At 71.7% G+C, this 22,270-nt stretch carries 21 protein-coding genes and 1 riboswitch; of the genes, 8 read left to right on the top strand and 13 right to left on the bottom strand.

Annotated features, from left to right (window positions below):
- Positions 1–129 precede the first annotated feature (129 nt).
- From FHR82_RS42715 to FHR82_RS42725, 3 genes are read left to right on the top strand one after another with little or no spacing between them, the layout of a single operon-like run.
- Positions 130–1,482 (top strand): hemolysin family protein, encoded by a 1,353-nt coding sequence (locus FHR82_RS42715; protein WP_184816413.1) that lies wholly within the window; start codon positions 130–132, stop codon positions 1,480–1,482.
- Positions 1,479–2,528 carry a hemolysin family protein gene (locus FHR82_RS42720; RefSeq protein ID WP_184816414.1) on the top strand — a complete coding sequence of 350 codons (1,050 nt, stop codon included), beginning with the start codon at positions 1,479–1,481 and terminating at the stop codon, positions 2,526–2,528. Before FHR82_RS42715 ends, FHR82_RS42720 begins: the two co-directional genes overlap by 4 nt.
- 60 nt (positions 2,529–2,588) lie before the next feature.
- Entirely contained in the window at positions 2,589–3,404 is an 816-nt protein-coding gene (locus tag FHR82_RS42725; RefSeq protein ID WP_184816415.1) for a pentapeptide repeat-containing protein, read from the top strand.
- Here FHR82_RS42725 and FHR82_RS42730 read toward each other — a convergent pair.
- A complete protein-coding gene (locus FHR82_RS42730; RefSeq protein ID WP_221464992.1) occupies positions 3,370–4,314 on the bottom strand; it encodes a DMT family transporter in 945 nt (314 codons plus the stop codon). The two genes, FHR82_RS42725 and FHR82_RS42730, sit on opposite strands and share 35 nt — an antisense overlap.
- Here FHR82_RS42730 and FHR82_RS42735 point away from each other — a divergent pair.
- From FHR82_RS42735 to FHR82_RS42750, 4 genes are all read left to right on the top strand, one after another.
- A complete protein-coding gene (locus tag FHR82_RS42735) occupies positions 4,313–5,689 on the top strand; it encodes an aminotransferase-like domain-containing protein (RefSeq protein WP_184816416.1) in 1,377 nt (458 codons plus the stop codon). The two genes, FHR82_RS42730 and FHR82_RS42735, sit on opposite strands and share 2 nt — an antisense overlap.
- 5 nt (positions 5,690–5,694) lie before the next feature.
- A complete protein-coding gene (locus FHR82_RS42740; RefSeq protein WP_311771557.1) occupies positions 5,695–6,546 on the top strand; it encodes a 3-methyladenine DNA glycosylase in 852 nt (283 codons plus the stop codon).
- Positions 6,543–7,037: a SecDF P1 head subdomain-containing protein gene (locus FHR82_RS42745; protein WP_184816417.1), complete on the top strand. Its 495-nt coding sequence runs from the start codon at positions 6,543–6,545 to the stop codon at positions 7,035–7,037. Before FHR82_RS42740 ends, FHR82_RS42745 begins: the two co-directional genes overlap by 4 nt.
- 99 nt (positions 7,038–7,136) lie before the next feature.
- Positions 7,137–8,252: a serine hydrolase domain-containing protein gene (locus tag FHR82_RS42750; protein WP_184816418.1), complete on the top strand. Its 1,116-nt coding sequence runs from the start codon at positions 7,137–7,139 to the stop codon at positions 8,250–8,252.
- 191 nt (positions 8,253–8,443) lie between these two features.
- Here the strand turns inward: FHR82_RS42750 and gcvP are convergent, their stop codons facing one another.
- From gcvP to FHR82_RS42795, 9 genes are all read right to left on the bottom strand, one after another.
- The gene (gene gcvP, locus FHR82_RS42755; protein WP_184816419.1) at positions 8,444–11,311 is read right to left on the bottom strand and encodes an aminomethyl-transferring glycine dehydrogenase; all 2,868 of its coding nucleotides are present in this window, start codon (positions 11,309–11,311) and stop codon (positions 8,444–8,446) included.
- Positions 11,312–11,461: 150 nt separating this feature from the next.
- Positions 11,462–11,552: riboswitch (glycine riboswitch) on the bottom strand.
- Between the two features lie 220 nt (positions 11,553–11,772).
- A complete protein-coding gene (locus FHR82_RS42760; protein ID WP_184816485.1) occupies positions 11,773–12,330 on the bottom strand; it encodes a MerR family transcriptional regulator in 558 nt (185 codons plus the stop codon).
- Between the two features lie 473 nt (positions 12,331–12,803).
- Entirely contained in the window at positions 12,804–13,277 is a 474-nt protein-coding gene (locus FHR82_RS42765) for a bifunctional nuclease family protein (protein WP_184816420.1), read from the bottom strand.
- Between the two features lie 164 nt (positions 13,278–13,441).
- Positions 13,442–14,131 carry a transcriptional regulator FtsR gene (gene ftsR, locus FHR82_RS42770; RefSeq protein ID WP_184816421.1) on the bottom strand — a complete coding sequence of 230 codons (690 nt, stop codon included), beginning with the start codon at positions 14,129–14,131 and terminating at the stop codon, positions 13,442–13,444.
- Positions 14,132–14,151: 20 nt separating this feature from the next.
- The gene (garA, locus tag FHR82_RS42775) at positions 14,152–14,598 is read right to left on the bottom strand and encodes a glycogen accumulation regulator GarA (RefSeq protein WP_184816422.1); all 447 of its coding nucleotides are present in this window, start codon (positions 14,596–14,598) and stop codon (positions 14,152–14,154) included.
- 83 nt (positions 14,599–14,681) lie between these two features.
- On the bottom strand, positions 14,682–15,062 hold the full coding sequence (gene gcvH, locus FHR82_RS42780; RefSeq protein WP_184816423.1) for a glycine cleavage system protein GcvH: 381 nt from the start codon (positions 15,060–15,062) through the stop codon (positions 14,682–14,684).
- Positions 15,063–15,098: 36 nt separating this feature from the next.
- Complete coding sequence (gene clsA, locus FHR82_RS42785; RefSeq protein ID WP_184816424.1) at positions 15,099–15,695, bottom strand: cardiolipin synthase ClsA; 597 nt, start codon at positions 15,693–15,695, stop codon at positions 15,099–15,101.
- Positions 15,696–15,716: 21 nt separating this feature from the next.
- Entirely contained in the window at positions 15,717–15,911 is a 195-nt protein-coding gene (locus FHR82_RS42790) for a hypothetical protein (protein ID WP_184816425.1), read from the bottom strand.
- Between the two features lie 11 nt (positions 15,912–15,922).
- Positions 15,923–16,789, bottom strand: a complete 867-nt coding sequence (locus FHR82_RS42795) for a class I SAM-dependent methyltransferase (RefSeq protein WP_184816426.1) — start codon at positions 16,787–16,789, stop codon at positions 15,923–15,925.
- 136 nt (positions 16,790–16,925) lie between these two features.
- Here FHR82_RS42795 and FHR82_RS47855 point away from each other — a divergent pair, with 136 nt between their 5' ends.
- A complete protein-coding gene (locus FHR82_RS47855) occupies positions 16,926–19,727 on the top strand; it encodes a helix-turn-helix transcriptional regulator (protein ID WP_184816427.1) in 2,802 nt (933 codons plus the stop codon).
- Here the strand turns inward: FHR82_RS47855 and FHR82_RS42805 are convergent.
- The 3 genes from FHR82_RS42805 to FHR82_RS42815 all read right to left on the bottom strand — a co-directional run bounded on the left by FHR82_RS42805 (position 19,722) and on the right by FHR82_RS42815 (position 22,243).
- On the bottom strand, positions 19,722–20,111 hold the full coding sequence (locus FHR82_RS42805; RefSeq protein WP_184816428.1) for a hypothetical protein: 390 nt from the start codon (positions 20,109–20,111) through the stop codon (positions 19,722–19,724). The two genes, FHR82_RS47855 and FHR82_RS42805, sit on opposite strands and share 6 nt — an antisense overlap.
- An 18-nt stretch (positions 20,112–20,129) precedes the next feature.
- A complete protein-coding gene (locus FHR82_RS42810; protein ID WP_184816486.1) occupies positions 20,130–21,785 on the bottom strand; it encodes an MFS transporter in 1,656 nt (551 codons plus the stop codon).
- Positions 21,786–22,084: 299 nt separating this feature from the next.
- Positions 22,085–22,243, bottom strand: coding sequence for a hypothetical protein (locus tag FHR82_RS42815; RefSeq protein WP_184816429.1), 159 nt, complete (start codon positions 22,241–22,243; stop codon positions 22,085–22,087).
- Positions 22,244–22,270: the final 27 nt, after the last annotated feature.

A 22,270-nucleotide genomic window follows, 5' to 3' on the forward strand; every position in this document is an offset into this window, starting at 1 on the left:
ACACTGGTCACCATCCCGAAGCGGATAGGAGTGACCTGAAACCGTGCCCGAAGCACAGTCCCCCAGCGACAGTACCGAGCCGGGAGAGCCCGGCTGCCATATCGACCCGGTCCTCGGCGGTGACCCCCGATGACCGGATTACTGCTGCAAGTCCTCGGCGTTCTCGCCATCATCGCACTCACCTTCGGCACGGCGATCTTCGTCGCGGCCGAGTTCTCCCTCACCGCGCTGGAACGCAGCCAGGTGGAACACCAGCTGCGCACGGTCGGCGACGCCCGCGCGAAGCAGGTCCACAAGGCGCACCAGTCGCTGTCCTTCCAGCTCTCCGGCGCGCAGGTGGGCATCACGATCACGACCCTGACCATGGGTTACCTCGCCGAGCCGATCATCACGGACTGGGTCCGGCCGCTGCTCGACGTGCTCGGTGTGCCCGAGGGCGCTGCCCTGCCGATCGCGCTGGTGGTCGCGCTGATCATCGCGAACGTGATCTCGATGCTGTTCGGCGAGCTGGTGCCGAAGAACCTGGCGATCTCCAAGCCGATCGCCACCGCGCGCGCCGTGGCGGGTGCGCAGATCAGGTTCTCCTCCGCGTTGCGCTGGTTCATCAACCTGCTCAACGGCGCGGCGAACTGGCTCGTGCGCAGGCTCGGCATCGAGCCTGCCGACGAGCTGGCCTCCGCGCGGTCACCGCAGGAGCTGGGTTCGCTCGTCCGCACCAGCGCCGAGCACGGCACGATCGACCCCGGCACCGCGACGCTGCTGGACCGGTCGCTGCGGTTCGGTGACCGTTCGGCGGAGGAGCTGATGACGCCGCGCGTGCAGGTCGAGTCGCTGCCGACGGACGCGACCGTGCTCGACCTGATCGAGCTGACCCGGCGCACCGGCTACTCGCGTTTCCCCGTGCACGAAGGAGATCTCGACGACGTGCGCGGGGTCGTGCACGTCAAGCAGGCGTTCAGCGTGCCGGTGGACCAGCGCGGCACGACCGCGGTGAACAAGCTGGCGCTGCCGGTGCAGACCGTGCCGGAGAGCCTCGACGGCGACACGCTGCTCGAGCGGCTGCGCGAGTCGGGCCTGCAGCTCGCGGTGGTCGTCGACGAGTACGGCGGCACGGCGGGCCTGGTCACGCTGGAGGACCTGGTCGAGGAGATCGTCGGCGACGTGCGCGACGAGCACGACCGCGGTGAGGTCAACCCGGTCCGCCCGCTCGGCCGCGAGAGCTGGATGGTGTCCGGGCTGCTGCGGGACGACGAGCTGGCCGACGCCACCGGGTTCCGGATGCCGACCGGTGACTACGAAACCCTCGCCGGACTGGTGCTGGCACGGCTGGGCCGCATTCCCGAGGTCAACGACGAGGTGCGGATCGACGGCTGGCGGATCACCGTGATGGCCATGGACCGGCACCGGGTCGCGGAGCTGCGGGTGGCGAAGGTCCCCGACGCCGAACGGGTGGAGAACCGCGAGGAGGTGGCAGCGCGATGACCGGAGGGGTTGCCATACTCGTCGCCGCGCTTTTGTTGCTGCTCAACGCGTTCTTCGTCGGTGCCGAGTTCGCACTGGTCAGCGCGCGGCGCGACCGGCTCGAAGCGCTCGCGGAAGGCGGGGTGGAACGGGCCAGGATCGTCATGCGGGCCGCCGAGCACACGTCGATGATGATGGCTGGCGCACAGCTCGGCATCACGCTGTGCACCATCGGTCTCGGCGCGCTCGGCGAGCCGACCGTGGCGCACTTCCTCGAAGTGCTGCTCGGCCCGCTGAACCTGCCCGCCGCCGTGCTGCACGCGCTGGCGTTCGCGATCGCGCTGGTGATCGTGTCGATCCTGCACATCGTGCTGGGCGAGATGGTCACCAAGAACATCGCGATCGCCGCGCCGGAGAAGACGGCGGTGTGGCTGACGCCCGCGCTGGTCGGCTGGGTGCGGCTGATCCGGCCGGTGATCGCACTGCTCAACGCGGCGGCCAACGGTGTGCTGCGGTTGCTGAAGGTCGAGCCGAAGGACGAGATCGAGAGCGCCCACACGCCGGAGGAGCTCGCGAACATGATCGCGGACTCGCGGCGCGAGGGCCTGCTCGACCCGGCGGAGCACCGGCGGCTCACGCAGACGCTGTCGTCGGCGGAGCGGACGGTCGCCGAGGTGCTGGTGCCGCTCGACGAGGTCGAGACGCTGCCGCACCCGCCGACGGTCGGCGACATGGAGGAAGCGGTCAACCGCACCGGTTTCTCGCGGTTCCCGGTGCGCATGCCCGACGGCAGGCTGAACGGCTACCTGCACGTCAAGGACGTGCTGGACCAGGCGGACCAGGACCCGTCGACACCGGTGCCCTACCACCGGGTCCGCGGGCTGCCCGAGATCCCGGCCGACTCGCGGCTCGACGAGGCGCTCGCCGCGCTGCGCCGGGCGCGCAGCCACGTGGCGAAGGCGGTGGCGGCGGACCGCACGGTGCTGGGTGTGGTGGCACTGGAGGACCTGGTCGAGGAGTACGTCGGCACCGTGCGGGACGGCACCCACACCGACCCGGACACCTGATGGTGGGACGGCGTCTCCGGGTTCCTTCCCGGCGGCGCCGCCCTCTGCCATCCTGAGCCGATGGGGGATTGGCTGGCACCGGTGGCAGGCGGTCTCGTCGCGGGGGTGGCCGTCGCCGTGCTGGCGTACCTGTGCCGCGACGGCACGCGGACGTGGACCGGCGGTGGGCGGCTCGCGGTGCTCCTGGTCGTGGCGATCGTGCTCGGCGCCGCGACACCGGTGCTGCTGCGCCCGCCCGAGGACACCCGCCCGGTCACGTCGGCAGGCGACGACACCCTCACCCGCACCGTGGCGCGGCTGAAGTCCGCCGACCTCGACGAGCGGCTCGCCGCGCTCGCGGTGCTGGACCGGCTGGCGCAGCAGTACGTCGGGAAGGTACCCGCGATCTTCGCGGCGCTCGCGGAGTTCGTGCGGCGCCAGGCGCCCGAGGCCGGCGACCAGCGCTGCGCGGGCAGCGTGCCTGCCGCCGACGTCGGCGCCGCGCTAGCCACGCTGCGCGCCCGGCCGTACGACCACGACGTCACCGCGGCCGTCGACCTGCACGGGACGTGCCTCGCAGGCGCCGACCTGCGCGGCCTGCGGCTGCCCGGCGGCACGCTCGCCGACGCGGACCTGTCCGGGGCGTCGCTCAGGAGCGCCGACCTGACCAGGGCGGACCTGGCCCGCGCGAACCTGGCGGGGGCGTCGCTCGCGGGCAGCGACCTGATCGACACGAGGTTCGCCGACACGCGGTTCGCGGAGACCGAGCTCAGCCACGCCCGGTTCTCCGACGACACGCTGTGGCCCTCGCAGCACGAGGACGCCGTGATGGCCGCGTCGAGTTTCGCGACCACCACGTTCGTCATCGGGGAACTGGTGCTGTCCGATCCCCGCTGACCTGGGTGGCGACCCTGGACCTGGTCCGCTGCGTGACCGCCACGGCGGCGATGACCAGCACGGCCGCGCCCGCGGTCGCGGGGCTGATGTGCTGGGACAGCAACAGCGCGGACCACATCAGCGTCAGCACCGGCTGCAGGAGCTGGAGCTGCGAGATCCGCGCGATCCCGCCGAGCGCGAGGCCGCGGTACCACGCGTAGAACCCGGCGAACATGCTCACCGCGCTCACGTACGCGAGGCCGAGCCACGCGTTGACGTCCGGCGCGTGCCACGGTTCCGCGGTCAGGAGCGTCACCGGTATCACTGCCGGCAGCGCGAGGAGTAGCGCCCACGAGATGACCTGCCAGCCGCCGAGCTCGCGGGCCAGCACGCCGCCCTCGGTGTAGCCGAGCGCGGCCAGCCCGACCGCCGCGAGCAGCCACAGGTCGGCCACCCGGATCTGCCCGGCGCCCTGGACCACCGCGAACCCGAGCACGGTCACCATGCCGAACCCGCACGCCGCCCAGAACGGCCACTTCGGCCGCTCTCCCCCGCGCACGACGGCGAGCGCCGCGGTGGCCGCGGGCAGGAGCCCGACGAGGACGGCGCTGTGCGCGGATGTGGTGTCCCGCAAGGCAAGCACGCTGCACAGGGGGAAGCCGACCACCACGCCGACGGCGACGAGCGCGAGCCGCCGCCACTGGTTCGCGGTCGGCCGGGGCGCACGCGCGGCGAGCAGGCACACCGCGCCGAGCAGTGCCGCCGGGATGGCCCTGCCGAGCCCGACGGTGACCGCGCCGAACGCGGGCAGCGCGGCCTCGGACGCCGGGAAGGTGACGCTGAACGCCAGCACCCCGATGCTTCCCCACAGCAGGCCCGCGTCGAGTAGCGGGGCACGGCGCGCGACGGTAGCGCTATCCTTCACTGACATGTCCAACGATAGCAGTGTGGTCCGGCTCGCCAGTGCGCTGCGCGCACGGGCCGCCGCGCTCGCGCCCGGCGACCAGCTGCCGTCGAGCCGGTCCATCGTCGCGGAGCACGGCGTCAGCCCGGTCACCGTCGGCCGGGCCCTCGCGCGGCTCGCGGCCGAGGGCACGGTGGTCACCGAACCGGGCCGCGGCACGTTCGTCGCACCGCGGCAGACGCCGGTCGAGGACGTCGGCTGGCAGACCGTCGCGCTCGGCGACGCCCGCGTCAACACCGCCCACCTCGGCAGGCTCCTCGAGGTGCCGGAGCCCGGCACGCTGGTCCTGTCGTCGGGCTACCTCGGCGACGACCTGCAGCCCACCCGTTTCCTCGCCACCGCGGCGGCGCGTGCCGCCCGCAGGCCGGGTGCGTGGGGACGGGTGCCACCGACCGGGCTGCCGGAGCTGCGAGCCGGGTTCGCCGCCACGATCGGTGTCGACGCCGGGGACGTCACGGTGGTCGCGGGCGGCCAGTCCGGTCTGTCCGCGGCGTTCCGCGCGCTGTCCCCACCCGGTGCGCCCGTGCTGCTGGAGGCACCGACCTACCTCGGTGCGGTCGCCGCCGCGCAGGCCGCGGACCTGCGGCCGGTCCCCGTGCCCGCCGACACCGACGGGCTGCGGCCGGACCTGCTCGCCGAGGCGTTCGCGCGGACCGGCGCCGCGCTCGTGTACACGCAGCCGACGTTCGCCAACCCGACCGGCGCGGTGCTGGCCCCGGCACGCAGGCAGGAGGTGCTCGACGTGGTGCACGCGGCCGGCGCGTTCCTGATCGAGGACGACTGGGCCCGCCACCTCGCACTGGACCGCACCGCCCCGCCCCCGCTGCTGCGGGACGACCGCAACGGGCACGTCGTGTACCTGACGTCGCTGACGAAGCCGGTCGCGCCGAGCCTGCGGGTGGGCGCACTGGTCGCCCGCGGTCCGGCGGCGGGCAGGCTCGCGGCGATCCGGCGCGTCGAGGACCTGTTCATCTCCCGGCCGCTGCAGGAGATCGCGATCGAGCTGTTCGGCTCCCCCGCCTGGCAGCGCCACCTGACCACGCTGCGGGCGGCGCTGCGGGACCGGCGGGACGCGCTGGTGGCGGGGCTGCGCCGCGACCTGCCGCAGGTGGAGCTGACGCACGTCCCGTCGGGCGGTCTCCACCTGTGGGTGCGGCTGCCGGCGGAGGTCGACGAGATCGACCTGGTCACCCGCGCCCGCAAACGGGACGTGGTGATCGAGCCGGGCCACCCGTACTACGTGACCGAGCCGCCGGGACCCCACCTGCGCCTCACGTACGCGGCCGCGACCCCGGCCGAGCTGACCGAGGCGACCCGCAGACTCGCCCGGGAGCTAGCGTGAGGACCGTGAACCGCACGATCCTCCCGGCAGTCGAGTGGCGGGCCCGCCAGGACGCGCACGTCTCGCGGGTGCGGCGGTGGACGGATCCCCTGCGGGAGCGCCGTGCCCGGGGCGAACGGCACCCGGTGCTCGACTTCCTGTTCACCTACTACTCGCACCGTCCCGCGCGGCTGCTGCGCTGGCACCCCGGCCCCGGCGTCGAACTGGCCGACGCCGACGAGTTCCTGCGGTGGCCCGCCTACCGGCGCACCGAGCACGGCGTGACGCTGGCGCCGCTGCCCGCCGCGCGGCGGTCGGCCGTCGAGTTCGTGCACGCCCTGCTGACCGCGACCGCGGCACGCAAGCCGCACCTTGGCTGTTTCGGGCTGCACGAGTGGGCGATGGTGTACCGGTCCGGGGAGATCCGGCACGAGAACTGGCCGCTGCGGCTGGGCGGCGACGCCACGGACGCGGTCGTCGAGTCGCTTCCCGTGCGGTGCACGCACTTCGACGCGTTCCGGTTCTTCACCCACGACGCGCGCCCGCTGAACTCCCTGCAGCCACAGCGGTCCGACCAGGTCGCGCTCGAACAGCCCGGCTGCCTCCACGCGGGCATGGACCTGTACAAGTGGAGCTACAAGCTCGACCCGTACGTCCCGTCCGAGCTGGTCGCCGACTGCTTCGAGTTGGCACTCGACATCCGCTCGCTCGACATGCGCGCGAGCCCCTACGACCTCGCCCCGCTCGGCTACGCTCCGGTACGGATCGAGACGGCGGAGGGCCGGGCCCGGTACCGGCGGGAGCAGGCCGGGTTCACCGAGCGCGCGCGGCCGCTGCGGGCGGAGCTTGTTGCGGTGTGCGAGGAGTTGCTGGGATGAGGTCGTTCTTCGTCTGCGTGCTGGCCGCGCTGATGCTGGCCGGGTGCACGTCACGGACGGGTGGCGCGCCGGAGAGCACGGAGGAGAGCCGCGCGGAATCGGTCGACCTGGCCGTGCCGATCGAGCTGCGGCCGGTGCTGGAGACCGAGTCGACCGACCCGACGGTGATCGTCCTGCCCACCGACGACGGCGAACGGCTCACGCTGGCCGAGCCGATGCTCACGATCCGCCGCCTGGACAGCGCGGAGGTCACACTCGAGGAGACCGTGGGCAACTGGGTCCTGACCCTCGACCTGGACGACGCCGACGGCAAGGCGTTCGGCGACTGGACCGCCGACCACATCGGCGAACGGCTCGCGATGGTCGCGGACGAGCAGGTGCTCATGGCACCTGCGATCCAGTCCGCCATCCCGGGCGGCGAGATCCAGATCTCGGCGCGGTACACGCGCGACGAAGCCCAGGCGCTACTGGACAAGATCACCGGCAGGTAGGGCTGTCCCCACCAGGATTCCGGGGGTTTCCCGGATGTCCCGGCGCGGGGCCGCTCCGTAACGTCGGCACGATCATCCACGCGACTTGGGGGTTGTGTTGTGCTGACGAGGAAATCCACGCGCGTCGTCGCGGGTTCGCTGGCGCTGGCGCTCGGCTGTGTGGCGGCGGTGCCCGCGGCCGCGACACCACGTGGTGGCCACCCCGGTGACCACGCCGATGTGCAAGCGGTCATCGACGGCTTCACCGCGGCTGGTGCGCCGGGTGCGATGGTGTACGGCCAGGACCGGCGCGGCCGCTGGTCGGTGTCGAGCGGCACCGCCGAGCTGGGCACCGACCGCCCGATCCGGCCCCGCGACCGGGTGCGGGTCGCGAGCAACACCAAGATGTTCACGGCCGCGGTGGTGCTGCAACTCGTCGAGGAGCGCGAGGTCGAGCTGGACGCGCCCATCGAGGAGTACGTGCCGGGGCTGGTGCACGGCAACGGGTACGACGGCACGAAGATCACCGTGCGGCAGCTGTTGCAGCACACCAGCGGCATGGCGGACTACGTCGCCGACGTGCTGGCCGACCCGGACGCGAACAACCATCCGTGGCGCCCTGAGGAGCTGGTGGCGATCGGGTTGAGCCACCCGCCGCTGTTCGCGCCCGGTGCGGCGTGGGCGTACTCCAACACCGGGTACATCGTGCTCGGCATGATCGTCGAAGAGGTGACGGGCAACGACCTCGGCGCGGAGGTCACCGACCGGCTGATCCGGCCGCTCGGGCTCGGCGGGACCACGTACCCGGAAGCGGGTGACAAGCGGATCCGGGGACCGCACGCGCATGGCTACTTCGCCTTCCCCGGCCAGCCGGTCATGGACATCACCGAGCTGGAGCCGAGCCTGCCCGGCGCCGCCGGCTCGCTCGTCTCCACCGGCCCGGACCTGACCCGGTTCGTGCGGGCCCTGTTGTCCGGCAAGGTGTTGCGCCCGGACCTGCTCCGGCAGATGCGCACGACCGTGCCGGCCAGGGGGTACGACTACGGTCTCGGGATCGGCGAGATCTCCCTGCCCTGCGGTGGTTCCGCCTGGGGCCACGCGGGAAACCTGCCGGGCTTCGACACGTTCACCGCGGCCACCGAGGACGGCCGCGCGGTGTTCGTGGTGACCAACGGCCGCCTCGCCGACGGCAGCGCCGCGAACTCCCGCGCCGCGGCGGAGGCCGCGCTGTGCTGACTCGATCGGCGCCGGACCACACAGCACGGTCCGGCGCCGATCGTCTGGCAGTGCCCCTTGGATCTTTGTGCAAAGTCTTGGCCTGAGCAGCAGTTACCTCAGGGGAACGTGACGGCACTCAGCCACCGACCGCGCGCGGTCCGCCGGTGTCGCTGGGTCGGGACCAACACTTTGAAATCCGGGGAGGCGGACTAGTAAGTGTCGATGGGTGGGCAGGAGCAGACCAGGTTGCGGTCGCCCTTCGCGCCGTCGATGCGCCGCACCGGCGGCCAGATCTTCTGGCCCGTCGCGCCCTGCGGGTACACGGCCTCCTCGCGGCTGTACGGGTGGTCCCACTTGCCCGCGATGGACTCGGCCGTGTGCGGCGCGCCGCGCAGCGGGTTGTCCTCCAGCGGCCAGTCGCCGTGCGCGACCCGGTCGATCTCGCGGCGGATCGCGATCATGGCGTCGCAGAAGCGGTCCAGCTCCGCCAGGTCCTCGCTCTCGGTCGGCTCCACCATCAGCGTGCCCGCCACCGGGAACGACATCGTCGGAGCGTGCAGGCCGTAGTCGGCGAGCCGCTTGGCGACGTCGTCGACGGTGATGCCGGTGGCCTTGGTGATGCCGCGCAGGTCGAGGATGCACTCGTGGGCGACGAACCCGCCGGCACCCGCGTACAGCACCGGGAAGTGCTCGTTCAGGCGCTTCGCGACGTAGTTCGCCGCGGCGACCGCGGTCATGGTCGCGCGCCGCAGCCCGGTACCGCCCATCATCCGCACGTACGCCCACGAGATCGGCAGGATCGACGCGCTGCCCCACGGCGCCGCGCTGATCGGTCCGACGCCGGTCTCCGGGCCGGCCTTCGGCTGCAGCGGGTGGTTCGGCAGGTACGGCGCCAGGTGCTCGCGCACACCGATCGGCCCGACACCAGGACCGCCGCCGCCGTGCGGGATGCAGAACGTCTTGTGCAGGTTCAGGTGTGACACGTCGGCGCCGAACTTCCCGAAGCGCGCCAACCCGATGAGCGCGTTCAGGTTCGCACCGTCCACATAGACCTGGCCGCCCGCGTCGTGCACCAGCTCGCACACGGTCCGCACGGTGTCCTCGTACACGCCGTGCGTCGACGGGTACGTGATCATGATGGCGGACAGGTCGTCGCGGTGCGCGTCCACTGTGGACCGCAGGTGGTCGAGGTCGATGTTCCCGTCCGCGTCACAGCGAACCACGACCACGCGCATGCCCGCCATGGCGGCGCTGGCGGCGTTGGTGCCGTGCGCACTGGCGGGGATGAGGCAGACGTCGCGGTCGCCCTGGCCGTTCGCGCGGTGGTAGGCGCGGATGGCGAGCAGGCCCGCGAACTCGCCCTGGCTGCCCGCGTTGGGCTGCAGGCTGACCGCGTCGTACCCGGTGACCCGCGCGAGCCAGTCCTCGAGGTCGGCCACGATGCCCAGCAGCCCGGCCGCGTCGTCGGCGGGCGCGAACGGGTGCAGGCTCGAGAACTCCGGCCAGGTGATGGGCTCCATCTCGGCGGTGGCGTTCAGCTTCATGGTGCACGACCCGAGCGGGATCATGGACCGGTCGAGCGCGACGTCCTTGTCCGACAGGGCACGCAGGTACCGCAGCAGCGCGGTTTCCGAGCGGTGCGTGGAGAAGACGGGGTGCGTGAGGTACTCGGACGTGCGGCGGAGCTCGGCCGGGAACGCGTCCTCGGTGTCGGCGTCGAGCCGCTCGAGGTCGCCGTCCACGCCGAACGAGGCCCACAGCTTGCGCACGTGGTCCCGCGTGGTGGTCTCGTCACAGGCGACGGCGACCCGGTCGGCGGAGACGCGCCGGACGTTGATGCCGCGGTCACGCGCGTTCCCGACAACCTCGTCGGCCCGCCCCGGCACCTCGACGAGCACGGTGTCGAAGAAGTGGTCGTGCACGACGGTGACCGCGCCCTGCCGCAACCCGGCGGCGAACACGGCGGCCATCCGGTGGGCGCGGGTGGCGATGTTCCGCAGCCCGTCGGGCCCGTGGTAGACGGCGTACATGGAGGCGACGATGGCGAGCAGCACCTGCGCGGTGCAGATGTTGCTGGTGGCCTTCTCACGGCGGATGTGCTGCTCACGGGTCTGCAGCGCGAGCCGGTAGGCACGGTTGCCGTCGGCGTCGACGCTCACCCCGACCAGCCGGCCGGGCAGCTGCCGCTCGAGCCCCTGCCGCACGGCGAGGTACCCGGCGTGCGGTCCGCCGAAGCCCATCGGCACCCCGAACCGCTGGGTGGACCCGGCGACGACGTCGGCCCCGACCTCCCCTGGCGCCCGCAGGAGCGTCAACGACAGGAGGTCCGCGGCGACGACGACCTGGGCCCCACGCTCGTGCGCGGCCTCGATGAGCGCGGCGTGGTCGCGCACAGCGCCGCCGGCACCCGGGTAGGAGAGCAGCAACCCGAAGAAGTCCCCGTCCGGCAGCCCGTTCTCCAGGTCGGCGACCTCGACCTCGATCCCGAGCGGCTCGGCCCTGGTCTCGATCACGGCGACGGTCTGCGGGAACGTGTCGGCGTCCACGAGGAAGCGGTTGCTCTTGGCCTTCCCGGCCCGCCGCACGAGCGTCATCCCCTCCGCGGCGGCGGTGGACTCGTCGAGCATGGAGGCGTTGGCGAGCGGCAGCCCGGTGAGGTCGGCCACCATCGTCTGGAAGTTCAGCAGCGCCTCGAGGCGGCCCTGGGAGATCTCGGGCTGGTAGGGCGTGTAGGCCGTGTACCAGGCGGGCGACTCGAGCACGTTGCGCAGGATGACGGGCGGCGTGACGGTGCCGTAGTAGCCGAGCCCGATCATCGAGGTCAGCGCGGTGTTCTTGGCGGCGAGCCCACGCAGCTCGGCCAGCGCCTGCGCCTCGGAGGCGGGTGCGGGCAACCCGAGATCGGGGTTCGCCTCCCGGATCGAGTCGGGCACGGCGCGCTCGACGAGTTCCTCGAGCGACCCGACCCCGATCACGTCGAGCATGCGCGCCAGCTCGGCAGGCCGCGGCCCGATGTGCCGGTCGGCGAAGAGGGTGCCGTCCTCAAGGGCGGCGAGTGGGATCCGGTCCTGGGTCATCTGCGCGCCTCCGGAGCGTGGGGTGGGCATGCGTCTGGCTGCCCTCCCCCTCTGTCCGTGCACGCTACGACGTGCGCCTGAGAGCTTCGTCCACATCATCTGGACTTGCACCTTCGGCGGGTCCGGTGCCGGACCGCTTTCCAGAGGCGTCTCCACCACGCGGTTCGGGTGCCTGAGAGGTTCCGGGGAGGAGTTGCTCCTTCGGCGCCGAGCCGGACTCGGTCTCTCCCGCGCGGGATCAACGACTACGCGCGTAGCGTACCCCGCTACCGGCGATCAACCCCCGCAAGGTCGCGAACGCGACGTCCGGTTCACCGGCGGTCACGGCCGGGAGCCGCTTCCTCGAACGGGACCTTCAGGACGTTGTCCGCAGGCGGCCGCCGGCCCCCGGAATCCAGCGTAACGACGAGCACCGACGCGAACCGGCCGCAACCACGCGTCAACGGACCGTTCGCACGGTCTCACCCAGCGTTGCGGGCCTTTCGCCGGGCGGTCAGCTCGTCGTCGACGACCGTCTCGACGATGCCGCCGTCAGCACGCTCGGCCGGGAACTCGTGGATGGTCCCGTTGATCTCCTGCATGGCCCCGGACACGGCGATCCCGAAGACCCCCTGCCCGCCCTGCAGCAGATCGACGATCTCCTCTGGCGACGTGCACTCGTACACCGTCGTCCCGTCGGAGAAGAGCGTGATCCTGGCCAGGTCGCGGACCCCGCGCCTGCGCAGGTGGTCGACCGCCACGCGGATGTTCTGCAGCGACACCCCGGTGTCGAGCAGTCGCTTGACCACCTTCAGGACCAGGACGTCCTTGAACGAGTACAGCCGTGCCGAGCCGGAGCCGTGCGCACTGCGAATGGACGGGGCCACCAGCCCGGTCCGCGCCCAGTAGTCCAGCTGGCGGTACGTGATACCGGCGATCTGACAAGCCGCGGGCCCGCGGTAGCCGACGAGCTCGTCCGGTCCGGACTGGTCCGGAAACAGCTCGCCCTGCTCTCCGGTGACGGGACCTTCCTCGACCACGCCTGCCTCCAGTTTCCCTGCCACGCGCGAGCCGTCAGCTCGTCAATACGACGGTAGGTCGGCGGGGGGACAGGGTCAACGCGACGCGCGGACGACAGGTCGCAAACCTAAACCTGATATGGAGACTTTGTTACCGATCAGTCATCAACGCCGGGCCTCAGGTGTCGGCGCCGCCGTTGTGCTCCGTAGCCGTCCGGAACCAGCTCATCTCACGTGTCGGCGCCGCGACTGTGTTCATGCGGGACACCCGCACCCGGGCTTCCCAAGCTTTCCGTAGCCGTCCGGAACCAGCTCATCTCACGTGTCGGCGCCGCGACTGTGTTCATGCGGGACACCCGCACCCGGCCTTCCCAAGCTTTCCGCGGCCGTCCGGAACCAGCTCATCTCACGTGTCGGCGCCGCGACTGTGTTCATGCGGGACACCCGCACCCGGCCTTCCCAAGCTTTCCGCGGCCGTCCGGAACCAGCTCATCTCACGTGTCGGCGCCGCGGAAATCTTCCGGGGAGACGCTGTCGAGGAACTCGCGGAACTTCTCGACCTCGTCTTCCTGCTCGTCCGGGATGATGAGCCCGGCCTCCTGGAGCACGGAGTCCTCGGCGTGGATGGGTACGCCGACCCGCAGCGCGAGCGCCACCGAGTCGCTGGGCCTCGCCGAGACCCGGATGTCGCCGTCGAAGACGAGTTCCGCGAAGAACGTGCCCTCGCGCAGATCGGTGATCCGCACCTGCTCGAGCTCCCGGCCCAACGCCCCGATCACGTCCTTGAGCAGGTCGTGCGTCAGCGGCCGGGCCGGCCGGACCCCCTGCTGCTCGAGTGCGATGGCCGTCGCTTCCACCGAGCCGATCCAGATCGGGAGGTATCGCTCGCCGTCGGTCTCGCGCAGCAGCAAGATCGGTTGATTGGCGGGTAGCTCCACCCGCACGCCCACGACTCGCATCTCGCTCATCGGGTTCGCCTCCCTCCGACTGGCTCAGCGAGGATGTGCATCCACACCTTCGAGCATCGCTTATCGATGACCTCGACGCTACCCGCCATCCGGTTCCGACGCTTGTGCAATCCGGAGACGATCGAGTGCCGATGTCATATCGTGGCAACTGGTTGATCTTCAGCTTACTTCCCCGCGATACGCCGTAAACCAGCCTTGACGAGCATCGTGTGCAGCCCGACGGACAACGCCGCCAGCTCACGGACCGCTTCGTCCGCCTTGCGCCCCCGCATGGGTGCCACGATCTGCTCGACGAGCCCGACCTCCCGGTCGGCCGCCGCGCGGAATCCGCGCAGGTGACGGGGTTCGACGCCGAAGTCGGCCAGTGCGTGCACGATGGCGGCGACCTGCGCCGACTCGTTGTCGTACAGGCCAGCCGCACCGGGTTTGACCAGCCCGTACTGTTCCAGCTCACTCAGCGTGGCCGGGTCGATACCCGCTGACTCGATCAGTTCCTCGCGGGTCATCCGGCGGATCGGCTGCTCCGCGAAGTCCTCCGCGGCGGGCAGGCCGTCGGCCGGGACGGCACGCAGTACGCGTGGCCGTTCGGCGGAGTCGGCCGCGTCCAGCTGTTCCTTGATGACCCTGAGCGGCAGGTAGTGGTCCCGCTGCGCGGCGAGGACGAAACGCAGGCGATCGACGTCGGCGGCCGTGAACTGCCGGTACCCGGAGGCGGTGCGGGCGGGCTGTACCAGCCCTTCCGCCTCCAGGAACCGGATCTTCGAGATGGTGACGTCCGGGAACTCCTCGCGTAGCCGGCTGAGCACCGCACCGATGCTCAGCCGGTCGCCAGCCGGCCGCCCGGCCGCCGTCACATCTATCCTCCGCTTGAGCCCTAGGACGCGTTGACGCCGGTGAGGAACACGAGGCGGAACTTGCCGATCTGCACCTCGTCGCCGCCGGCGAGAACGGCCTGGTCCACCGGCTCCCGGTTGACGTAGGTGCCGTTCAGGCTGCCGACGTCGATCACCACGAACTCGCCGCCCTCACGCCGGAACTCGGCGTGCCTGCGGGAGACCGTGACGTCGTCGAGGAAGATGTCGCTGTCCGGGTGCCGCCCCGCACTCGTGGTGTCGCGGTCGAGCAGGAAGCGGGAACCCGCGTTCGGCCCGCGCTTGACGACCAGGAGAGCGGAACCCGCCGGCAGAGCGTCCACACCCGCGACGGAAGGCTCCGGGGCTGGGGTCTCGGTCGCCTCTGCGTCGAGGAAGTCGGCCCGGAAGACGGAAGTCCGCTCCGGCGACTGCTCCGGCGGCACGCCGGGCCCGTCGTTGGTGCTCACCTGAGCTCTCCTCCTGCTGATGCTTCTTGTCCTTAGCTAACCTACCGTGCGCGATCAGCACGCCCGGAGGTGACCTCCCGGTCCTACTTGTCGGTGAGTGCCTGGTAGGCCGCGGCGTCCATCAGATCGTCCAGCGCGGCGATGTCCGTGGCGGTGATCTCGACGATCCAGCCCTCGCCGTACGGGTCGGAGTTGATCAGCTCCGGGGACTCGTCCAGCGCGTTGTTCACCGCGGTCACCTCGCCGGACACCGGGGCGAAGATCTCCGAGACGCTCTTGGTGGACTCCACCTCGCCGAGCGGTGAACCGGCGTCCACCTTCTCCCCCACCTTCGGGAGCTCGACGAACACCACGTCACCGAGCTGGTCCTGCGCGTAGTCGGTGATGCCGACACGCACGGTGCTGCCCTCGGTCTTGGCGAGCCACTCGTGCTCTTCCGTGTACTTGAGGTCTTCCGGCGTCACTGAACTTCCTCCGCGGAGAGTGGGTTTGGCCGAAGCTTAGATGGGCTTGGCCTGCAGTGGTGAGCGCAGTGCCATGCGTGTCTGCACCAGGTAGAGCAGGCCGGACCAGACGAACAGCGCACTGCCCCACACGACGAACGCGTAGGCCGCCGGCCGGGCGATCGTCGCGAAGTCCGAACCGCCCTGCGCGATCAGCAGCAGCGGCATCGCGTACATGAGGTTGAACGTCGCCGCCTTGCCGATGTAGGTGACCTCCGGCGGACCGAACCCGTTGCGCTTGAGCACCCAGATGCACACGGCGACCATGAGGTCACGGCCGACCAGGACCAGCGCGAACCACAGCGGGATGATGTCGCGCAGCACGAACGCGACCACCGTGGCGAGCGTGTACAGCCGGTCGGCGGCGGGGTCGAGGAGGGCGCCGAGCCTGCTGGCCTGGTTGAGCCAGCGCGCGATCTTGCCGTCTGCCCAGTCGGAAACGCCGCTGTAGACCAGGATGGCGAGCGCCCAGCCGTCGGCCTTCGGGCCGAGGAGCAGCCACAGGAACACCGGCACCAGCGCAAGGCGGATCACGCTCAGCAGGTTCGGGATGGTGAGCCACCGGTCGGGCAGCTCTTCGGGCAGGGAAGCCATGCCCTGCAGAGTATTCGCCGGTCAGCGTGCCATGCGGGTCAGGCTCCAGCCACGGCGGCGCAGGTCCGCGTCGGTGAGCGACCGGGGCCGCCCCTTGTCGTCGACGCCCACCCAGCGTGCGTCCTCGCGCACGAGGGCGCGGCCCTGGCACCACACGACGCGGCCCTGCGTGGTGGGAAGCGGTGATGCCGTGGTGGTCTTGCGGTTCTCAGCCATGTCCTCGCTGCCTAGTCGTGGATCTCGTCCCTCCCGCAGGGTCTTTCGACTCTGGCGCGTGAATCGTTATCCGGTTCGTCGTCCGGTGCCCACATGGTGGACGCAGCCGCCGTGGCGACTACGTAGCGAAACGACTTCGGCAGGCGCACGACACCGTCCGGAGCAACAGCGTCGGCCACCGATTCGGTGAAGGCCGCACGCACGGGTGTCTCCCCCGCGAGACGGATCGCACGCAGGATCGGTTCGCTGCCGAGCATGGCGGTCCACGCCGCGCCGACGCTCGGGTACCTGGCCTGGCACGCCACCTCGCCGCCGCGCAGGACGGTGAGCCCGGCGGCCCGCAGCGCGCCGTCCACGCCCTCGTCGGCGCCCGCGGCGGGTGGGAGGAGGTCGAGCCGGCGCAGGTGGCCCGCGAATGTCCCGGCCCAGCCGCCGGCCGGCCGGCCCCAGCCGCCGACCGCGACCCGCCCGCCGGGGCGGACCACCCGCACCAGCTCGGTCAGCACCGCCGCACGGTCCGTCCCGCTGTGTGCCGACGCCCCCGTCGTCACGACGTCGAACGTGCCGTTGTCGAACGGCAGTGCCTCTCCCGGTTCGACGAGCCCACCGACCCGCAGGTCGGCGTCCGGGAGCGCCCAGCGCGCGATCTCCAGCCGCTCCACGGCGGTGTCCGTGCCCGCGACCAGCGCCCCCCGCTGCTCGGCGGCACACAGGAACAGCCCGACCCCGCAGCCGACGTCCAGCAGCCGCTGCCCGTCGATCCGACCGAGTGCGGCGAGGACCGCCCGGTGCAGCGGCCGGAACTCCCGTTCCGGCAGCGGCGGCCAGTCCTGAACACTGTCCTGCAACGGATACCCGTACATCGTGCTGACGATCATGTCGCGCTCCCTGCCCGTCGCGGCCAATACTCGCGGTCACGGTGGGGCGGCACATCGGGCATTGCCTCAGATCGCGCGTCCCGATGACTTAGGCCGGACGTGCCGTGCCTCACACGCACAGGTGGATACTGGCCGCGTGTCACGACGGGTGTCGGTGCCGGAGCTGATCGGCAGGCGGAGTGAGCTGGCCGTGCTGGCCGCCGCCCTCACCGACGCGACGGCTGGCACCGGCAGGCTCGTGCTGGTCGAGGGTGACGCGGGGGTCGGCAAGACCCGCCTCACCCAGGAGTTCGCGGACCAGGCCGCCCGCGACGGCGCGACCGTGCTGTCCGGCGGCTGCCTGCAGCTCGAGGCCGACATCCCCTACGCGCCGTTCGAGGAGGCGCTCCGCGGGCTGCCGGAGCGGCAGGCGCTCTTCGGCGGCGGCACCGACCGGGCCACGGTGTTCCGCCGCGTCGCCGACGTGATCGCCGCCGCGGGCAGGCCCGTCGTGCTGGTGCTGGAGGACCTGCACTGGGCGGACGCGTCGACCCGCGACCTGTTCGTGTTCCTGCAGCGGGCGCTGCGGCACGCACCGGTGCTGCAGATCGGCACGCACCGCTCGGGCGAGGTCGGCGGTGACCACCCGGTGGCGGGCGTGGTCGCGGAGCTGGGCAGGCTGCCGCACACCGAGCGGCTGCGGCTGCCGCCGCTGGACCCGGCCGAGACGACCGCGCTGGCCCGCGGCCTGCTCGGCGTCGAGCCCGGCGGCGAGATGGTGAAGATGCTGCTGGCCAGGGCCGAGGGCAACCCGTTCTTCACCGAGGAGCTGATCGCGGCGTGGCCGGCGCGCGGCGAGGTGCCGCAGACCGTGCGCGAGGTGGTGATCACCCGGCTGGCCAGGCTGACGGAGGGTGCGCGGCAGCTGTCCCGCCTGGCGTCGGTGATCGGCAGGACGGTGTCCCACGACCTGCTCGCGGAGCTTGCCGCGTTGGCTGCGTTGTCCGAGGCGGACATCGGCGGCTCGGTGCGCGACCTGATCCACCACGGGCAGCTGGTGACCTCGGGCGAGGACGGCTACGCGTTCCGGCACGCGCTGATCCGCGAAGCCATCTACGCCGACCTGCTGCCCGGCGAGCGGCGCGCCGCGCACGCACGGGTGGCCCGGCTGCTCGCCGCCCGGCCGACCCCGGTCGCCGAGCTGGCGCACCACTGGGACGCGGCGGGCGAGGTGGACGAGGCGTTGAGGGCCTCCGTGCTGGCCGGTGCCTCGGCGGCCGCCGCGTTCGCGCACGCCGAGGCGCACGCGCACTACGAACGCGCGCTGCGGCGCTGGCGGGCGGCGTCGGCCCCGGAGGCGCTGACCGGGCTGGACCTGGACACGGTGCTGGAGCGGGCCGCGGCGGCCGCCAGCATCGCGTCCCGCAACGCCCGTGCGGTCGAGCTGACCCGGGAGCGGCTGGCGCTGCTCGACCCGGTGCGGGAGCCGGAGCGGGTCGCGGTCGCGTACGCGGAGCTGGCGCACCGGGCGTGGGCGTCGGCGGACTGGCCGCTCGCCAGGTCGGCCAACCAGCGTGCGCTGGAGCTGATCCCGGCGGACTCGCCGGAGCGGGTCGCGATCATGGCGCACCGGATGGGCCTCGCGATGCTGCAGTCCCGCCACCGCGAGGCGCTGCGGTTCGCGCGCGAGCTGATCCCGGTGGCCGAGGCCGCAGGCGACACCCGCTCGTACGCGCGCGGGCTGATGGTGCTGGGGATCAGCTCGATCGGCACCGGGCAGGTCGAGGACGGGCTCGCGTACCTGCGGCAGCACCTCGCGCTCGCGACCGAGACGCGGGACCCGAGGATGCTCGGAGTCAACTACGCCAACCACACCGAGGCGCTGGTGTGGGTGGACCGGGCGGAGGACGCGCTCGCCCTGTCCCGCGAGGGCATCGCGCGGGCGGGTGAGTTCGGGTTCGACTTCTACCTGCTGCTGATCGTCGGCAACCAGGTGCGCGCGCTGGCCGAGCTGTCCAGGTGGGACGAGGCGCTCGACACCGCTGAGGACCCGACGGACCAGGGCGCCGACGCGTTCACGCGGCTGCCGGTGGACCAGACGCGGGCGGACCTGTACCTCAAACGCGGCGACGTGGCGGCGGCCGCGGCACTGCTGGCTCCGGCGGCGGCCACACTGGCCGGACAGGACGACGTGCAGTTCGGTACCGAGTTGTCCGCCCTGCAGGCGTTGATGGCGCTCCAGGAGGGTCGCTGGGCCGATGCACGCGCCGCGGTGCGGGAGGGGCTGCGGATCGCACTGGGCGCCGACAACCAGCACCGCGCCGCCCGGCTGGTGGCGATCGGCGTCCGGGTCGAGGCGGACGCCGGCGACGACCTCGCACGGGCCGACGAGATCCTCGCGGCCGGCGAGGCCCACCTGGTGGCGCTGACGGCGGACGGTGTCGCACCACTGCCGAGGACGCTGCGCTCGCTGGCCACGGCCCGCGCGGAACGGACCCGGCTGGCCACGCCGGACCCGGCGGCGTGGGCGGCGGTCGTGGCGATCGCGGCCCACGACCGGCACCTGCTGGGCTACGCCCGGTTCCGGGAAGCGGAGGCGTTGCTGCTCACCCGCGGCTCTCGGCAGCCCGCGGTGACCGCGCTGGCGGAGGCGGCCGCCATCGCGGCCTCACTGGGCGCCGTACCGCTCGCCGAGGACGTGCGCGCGCTGGCCGAGCGGGCGAGGGTGGCGCTGCCTGCCGCGACCACCGCCCCGGCCGAGGAGGACCCGGACGGGCTGACCGCGCGGGAGGTGGAGGTGCTGGCGCTCGTCGCCCTCGGGCGCACCAACGCCGAGATCGCGGCGGAGCTGTTCATCAGCACGAAGACGGCGAGCGTCCACGTGTCGAACATCCTGCGCAAGCTGGGTCTGAAGAGCCGCATCCAGGCCGCGGCGGTGGCACAGCGCCGCGGCCTATGAGTAGCAACCCCGGTACGGCGGCGTCGGCCGCGAGCGGGGCCGCGGAGACACGCCACTGGCCCAGAGCCGCACCGCGAGCGGTGCGGGCAGCGTCAGCGACTCCAGGTTCACCAGGTCCGGCAGGTCCGGCAGGTCCGGCAGGTCCGGCAGGTAGGCGGGCAGCACCGCCTTCTTCAGCCGCGCCGCGGTGGGGCACAGCGCCAGGCCGCGTATCCGCGTCAGGTCCTCCTGGCGCGGCGTGCCGCTCCACGGGATCCGCACGGCACCGTCCTCCGCGTAGTGGTCGCACTCGGCGGCGTTGCCGACGCAGAAGACCGCTTCGCCGAGAGCCGCGACCGGTACCTCCGGCCGCCCGGCGGAGACGGGGCGGTCGACGCCCGTCATACCGGGCATCATCCCGGCTCAGCCCGCCGTGTCCGGCACCGGCGCACCCAGTGGCGCCGGTTCCGCCACCACGCCTGCCTTGCCGCTGCGGGTCCGGCCGAACCACGAGGCGACCGCGGCCACCAGGCTCGCGATGATCGCGAACCAGAACGCGATGTGCAGGCCGTCCGCGAACGGCTGGGTCACCAGGCTCGGGAAGAAGCTGTGCCCGGTCAGGAACGCGGCCTGGTCCGGCGGCAGCCCGGACAGCGACCCGCCGAGCAGGTGCTCGATCGGGTTGTAGCCGAGGAACGCGGCGAACAGGACCGCGACCGCGGGCAGCTGCGCCAGCTGGTTCGCGGCGTCGGCAGGCACGCCGTGCGTGGTGAGGCCGGTGTTCATGGCAGCGGGCAGCGTCGTCGACAACCCGGCGATGATGAGGCTGAAGAAGATCCCGATGGACAGCACCATCGCCGAGTTCTGGAACGTGGCGGTCATGCCCGCTCCCGCGCCCCGCGCGTTGCCCGGCAGCGACGACATGACCTCGGCCCGGTTCGGCGACGTGAACATGCCCATCCCGATCCCGTTGACCACCAGCAGCGCGGCGAACAGCGGGTACGGGAAGTTCACCGGCAGCTCGGTGAGCAGGAAGAACGTCAGCGCGGTCAGCACCATGCCGCCGGTGGTGAAGAACGTGGCCCCGCGCCGGTCGGACAGGATCCCGGACAACGGTGCCGCGATCAGGAAACCGACGGTCATGGGCAGCATGTAGATGCCGGCCCACAGCGGTGTCTCCTCGTAGGAGTAGCCGTGCTGCGGTAGCCAGATGCCCTGCAGCCAGATGATCAGGATGAACTGGAGCCCACCCCGGCCCAGCGAGGCCATCAGGTTCGCGAGGTTGCCGAGGCTGAACACCCGGATCTTGAACAGGGACAGGTCGAACAGCGGGTTCGCCGTGCGCAGCTCGAGCCACGCGAACAGGCCCAGTACGGCCAGCCCGCCGATGAGCGCGCCGAGGACCCACGGGTTCGTCCAGCCCATCGGGTGGCCGCCGTAGGGCTGGAGCCCGTAGGTGATCGCGACCATCACGGCGATCAGGCCGGCCGCGAACGTGATGTTGCCGCCCCAGTCGAGGTGCGCCTTCTGCCGCGGCGAGGTGTCGTGCAGCCGCAGGTACGCCCAGATGGTGCCGATCACCCCGAACGGGACGGATACGAGGAACACCCAGTGCCAGTTGACCGGCGCCAGCACACCGCCGACGACCAGGCCGAGGAACGAGCCCGCGACCGCGGCGACGCCGTTGATGCCGAGCGCGAGACCGCGCTGGTTGGCGGGGAACGCGTCGGTGAGGATCGCGCTCGAGTTGGCCATGAGGAACGCGCCGCCGACGCCCTGCACGACCCGCCAGCCGATCAGCCACAGCGCGGCCGCGTCGCCGGACATCCAGGTGATCGCGAGCAGGATCGACGAGATCGTGAAGATCAGGAAGCCGAGGTTGTACATGCGGGCACGCCCGTACATGTCACCGAGGCGCCCGAAACTGACCACCAGCACGGCGGTGACGATCAGGAAACCCATGATCATCCACAGCAGGTAGCTGGTGTTGGCGGGATCGAGCGGGTTGATCCCGATCCCCTGGAACACGTCCGGCAGGGCGATCAGCACGATCGACGAGTTGATCGTCGCGATCAGCATGCCCAGCGTGGTGTTGGACAACGCGATCCACTTGTAGTGCGGGCCGAGTTCGGCGAGCGACCGCACAGACGACACGGTGAAGCCCCCTCACATCAGGTTCTCCGGCAAGGCTAGCTCGTTTCGTTCGCCTTGCTAAAGACCTGGCGTGGGCAGCGCGAGTGATGTTCCAGACAGCCTGTGCGTTTTGTTCCGGACTGCCGGAATTGCCCGCTGGGAATTCCCAGAAGAGGGCGCGAAAGTGGCTCGCGGTTGTGCTCGCGGTCACGCCGACGGCGGCGCGAGCTGGGTGTTCGGCGGGGTCAGTCCGCGCGGTGGCGGCGTCTGCCCGCGGCGGGCGGCTGGTCCGGCTCGTGGCCGGACGGCTGCTCCTGCGCGGTGGCGCGCGGCTCGGCCCGCTGTGCCATCTCGCGCAGCAGTTGGTCGAAGATCGGCGTCGACATCACGCTCTCCCGAGCCATGCGCGCCCTCCTTAACGTGAAGATCCC

The organism is Actinophytocola algeriensis (assembly GCF_014203735.1).
GTDB classification, from domain to species: Bacteria; Actinomycetota; Actinomycetes; order Mycobacteriales; family Pseudonocardiaceae; genus Actinophytocola; species Actinophytocola algeriensis.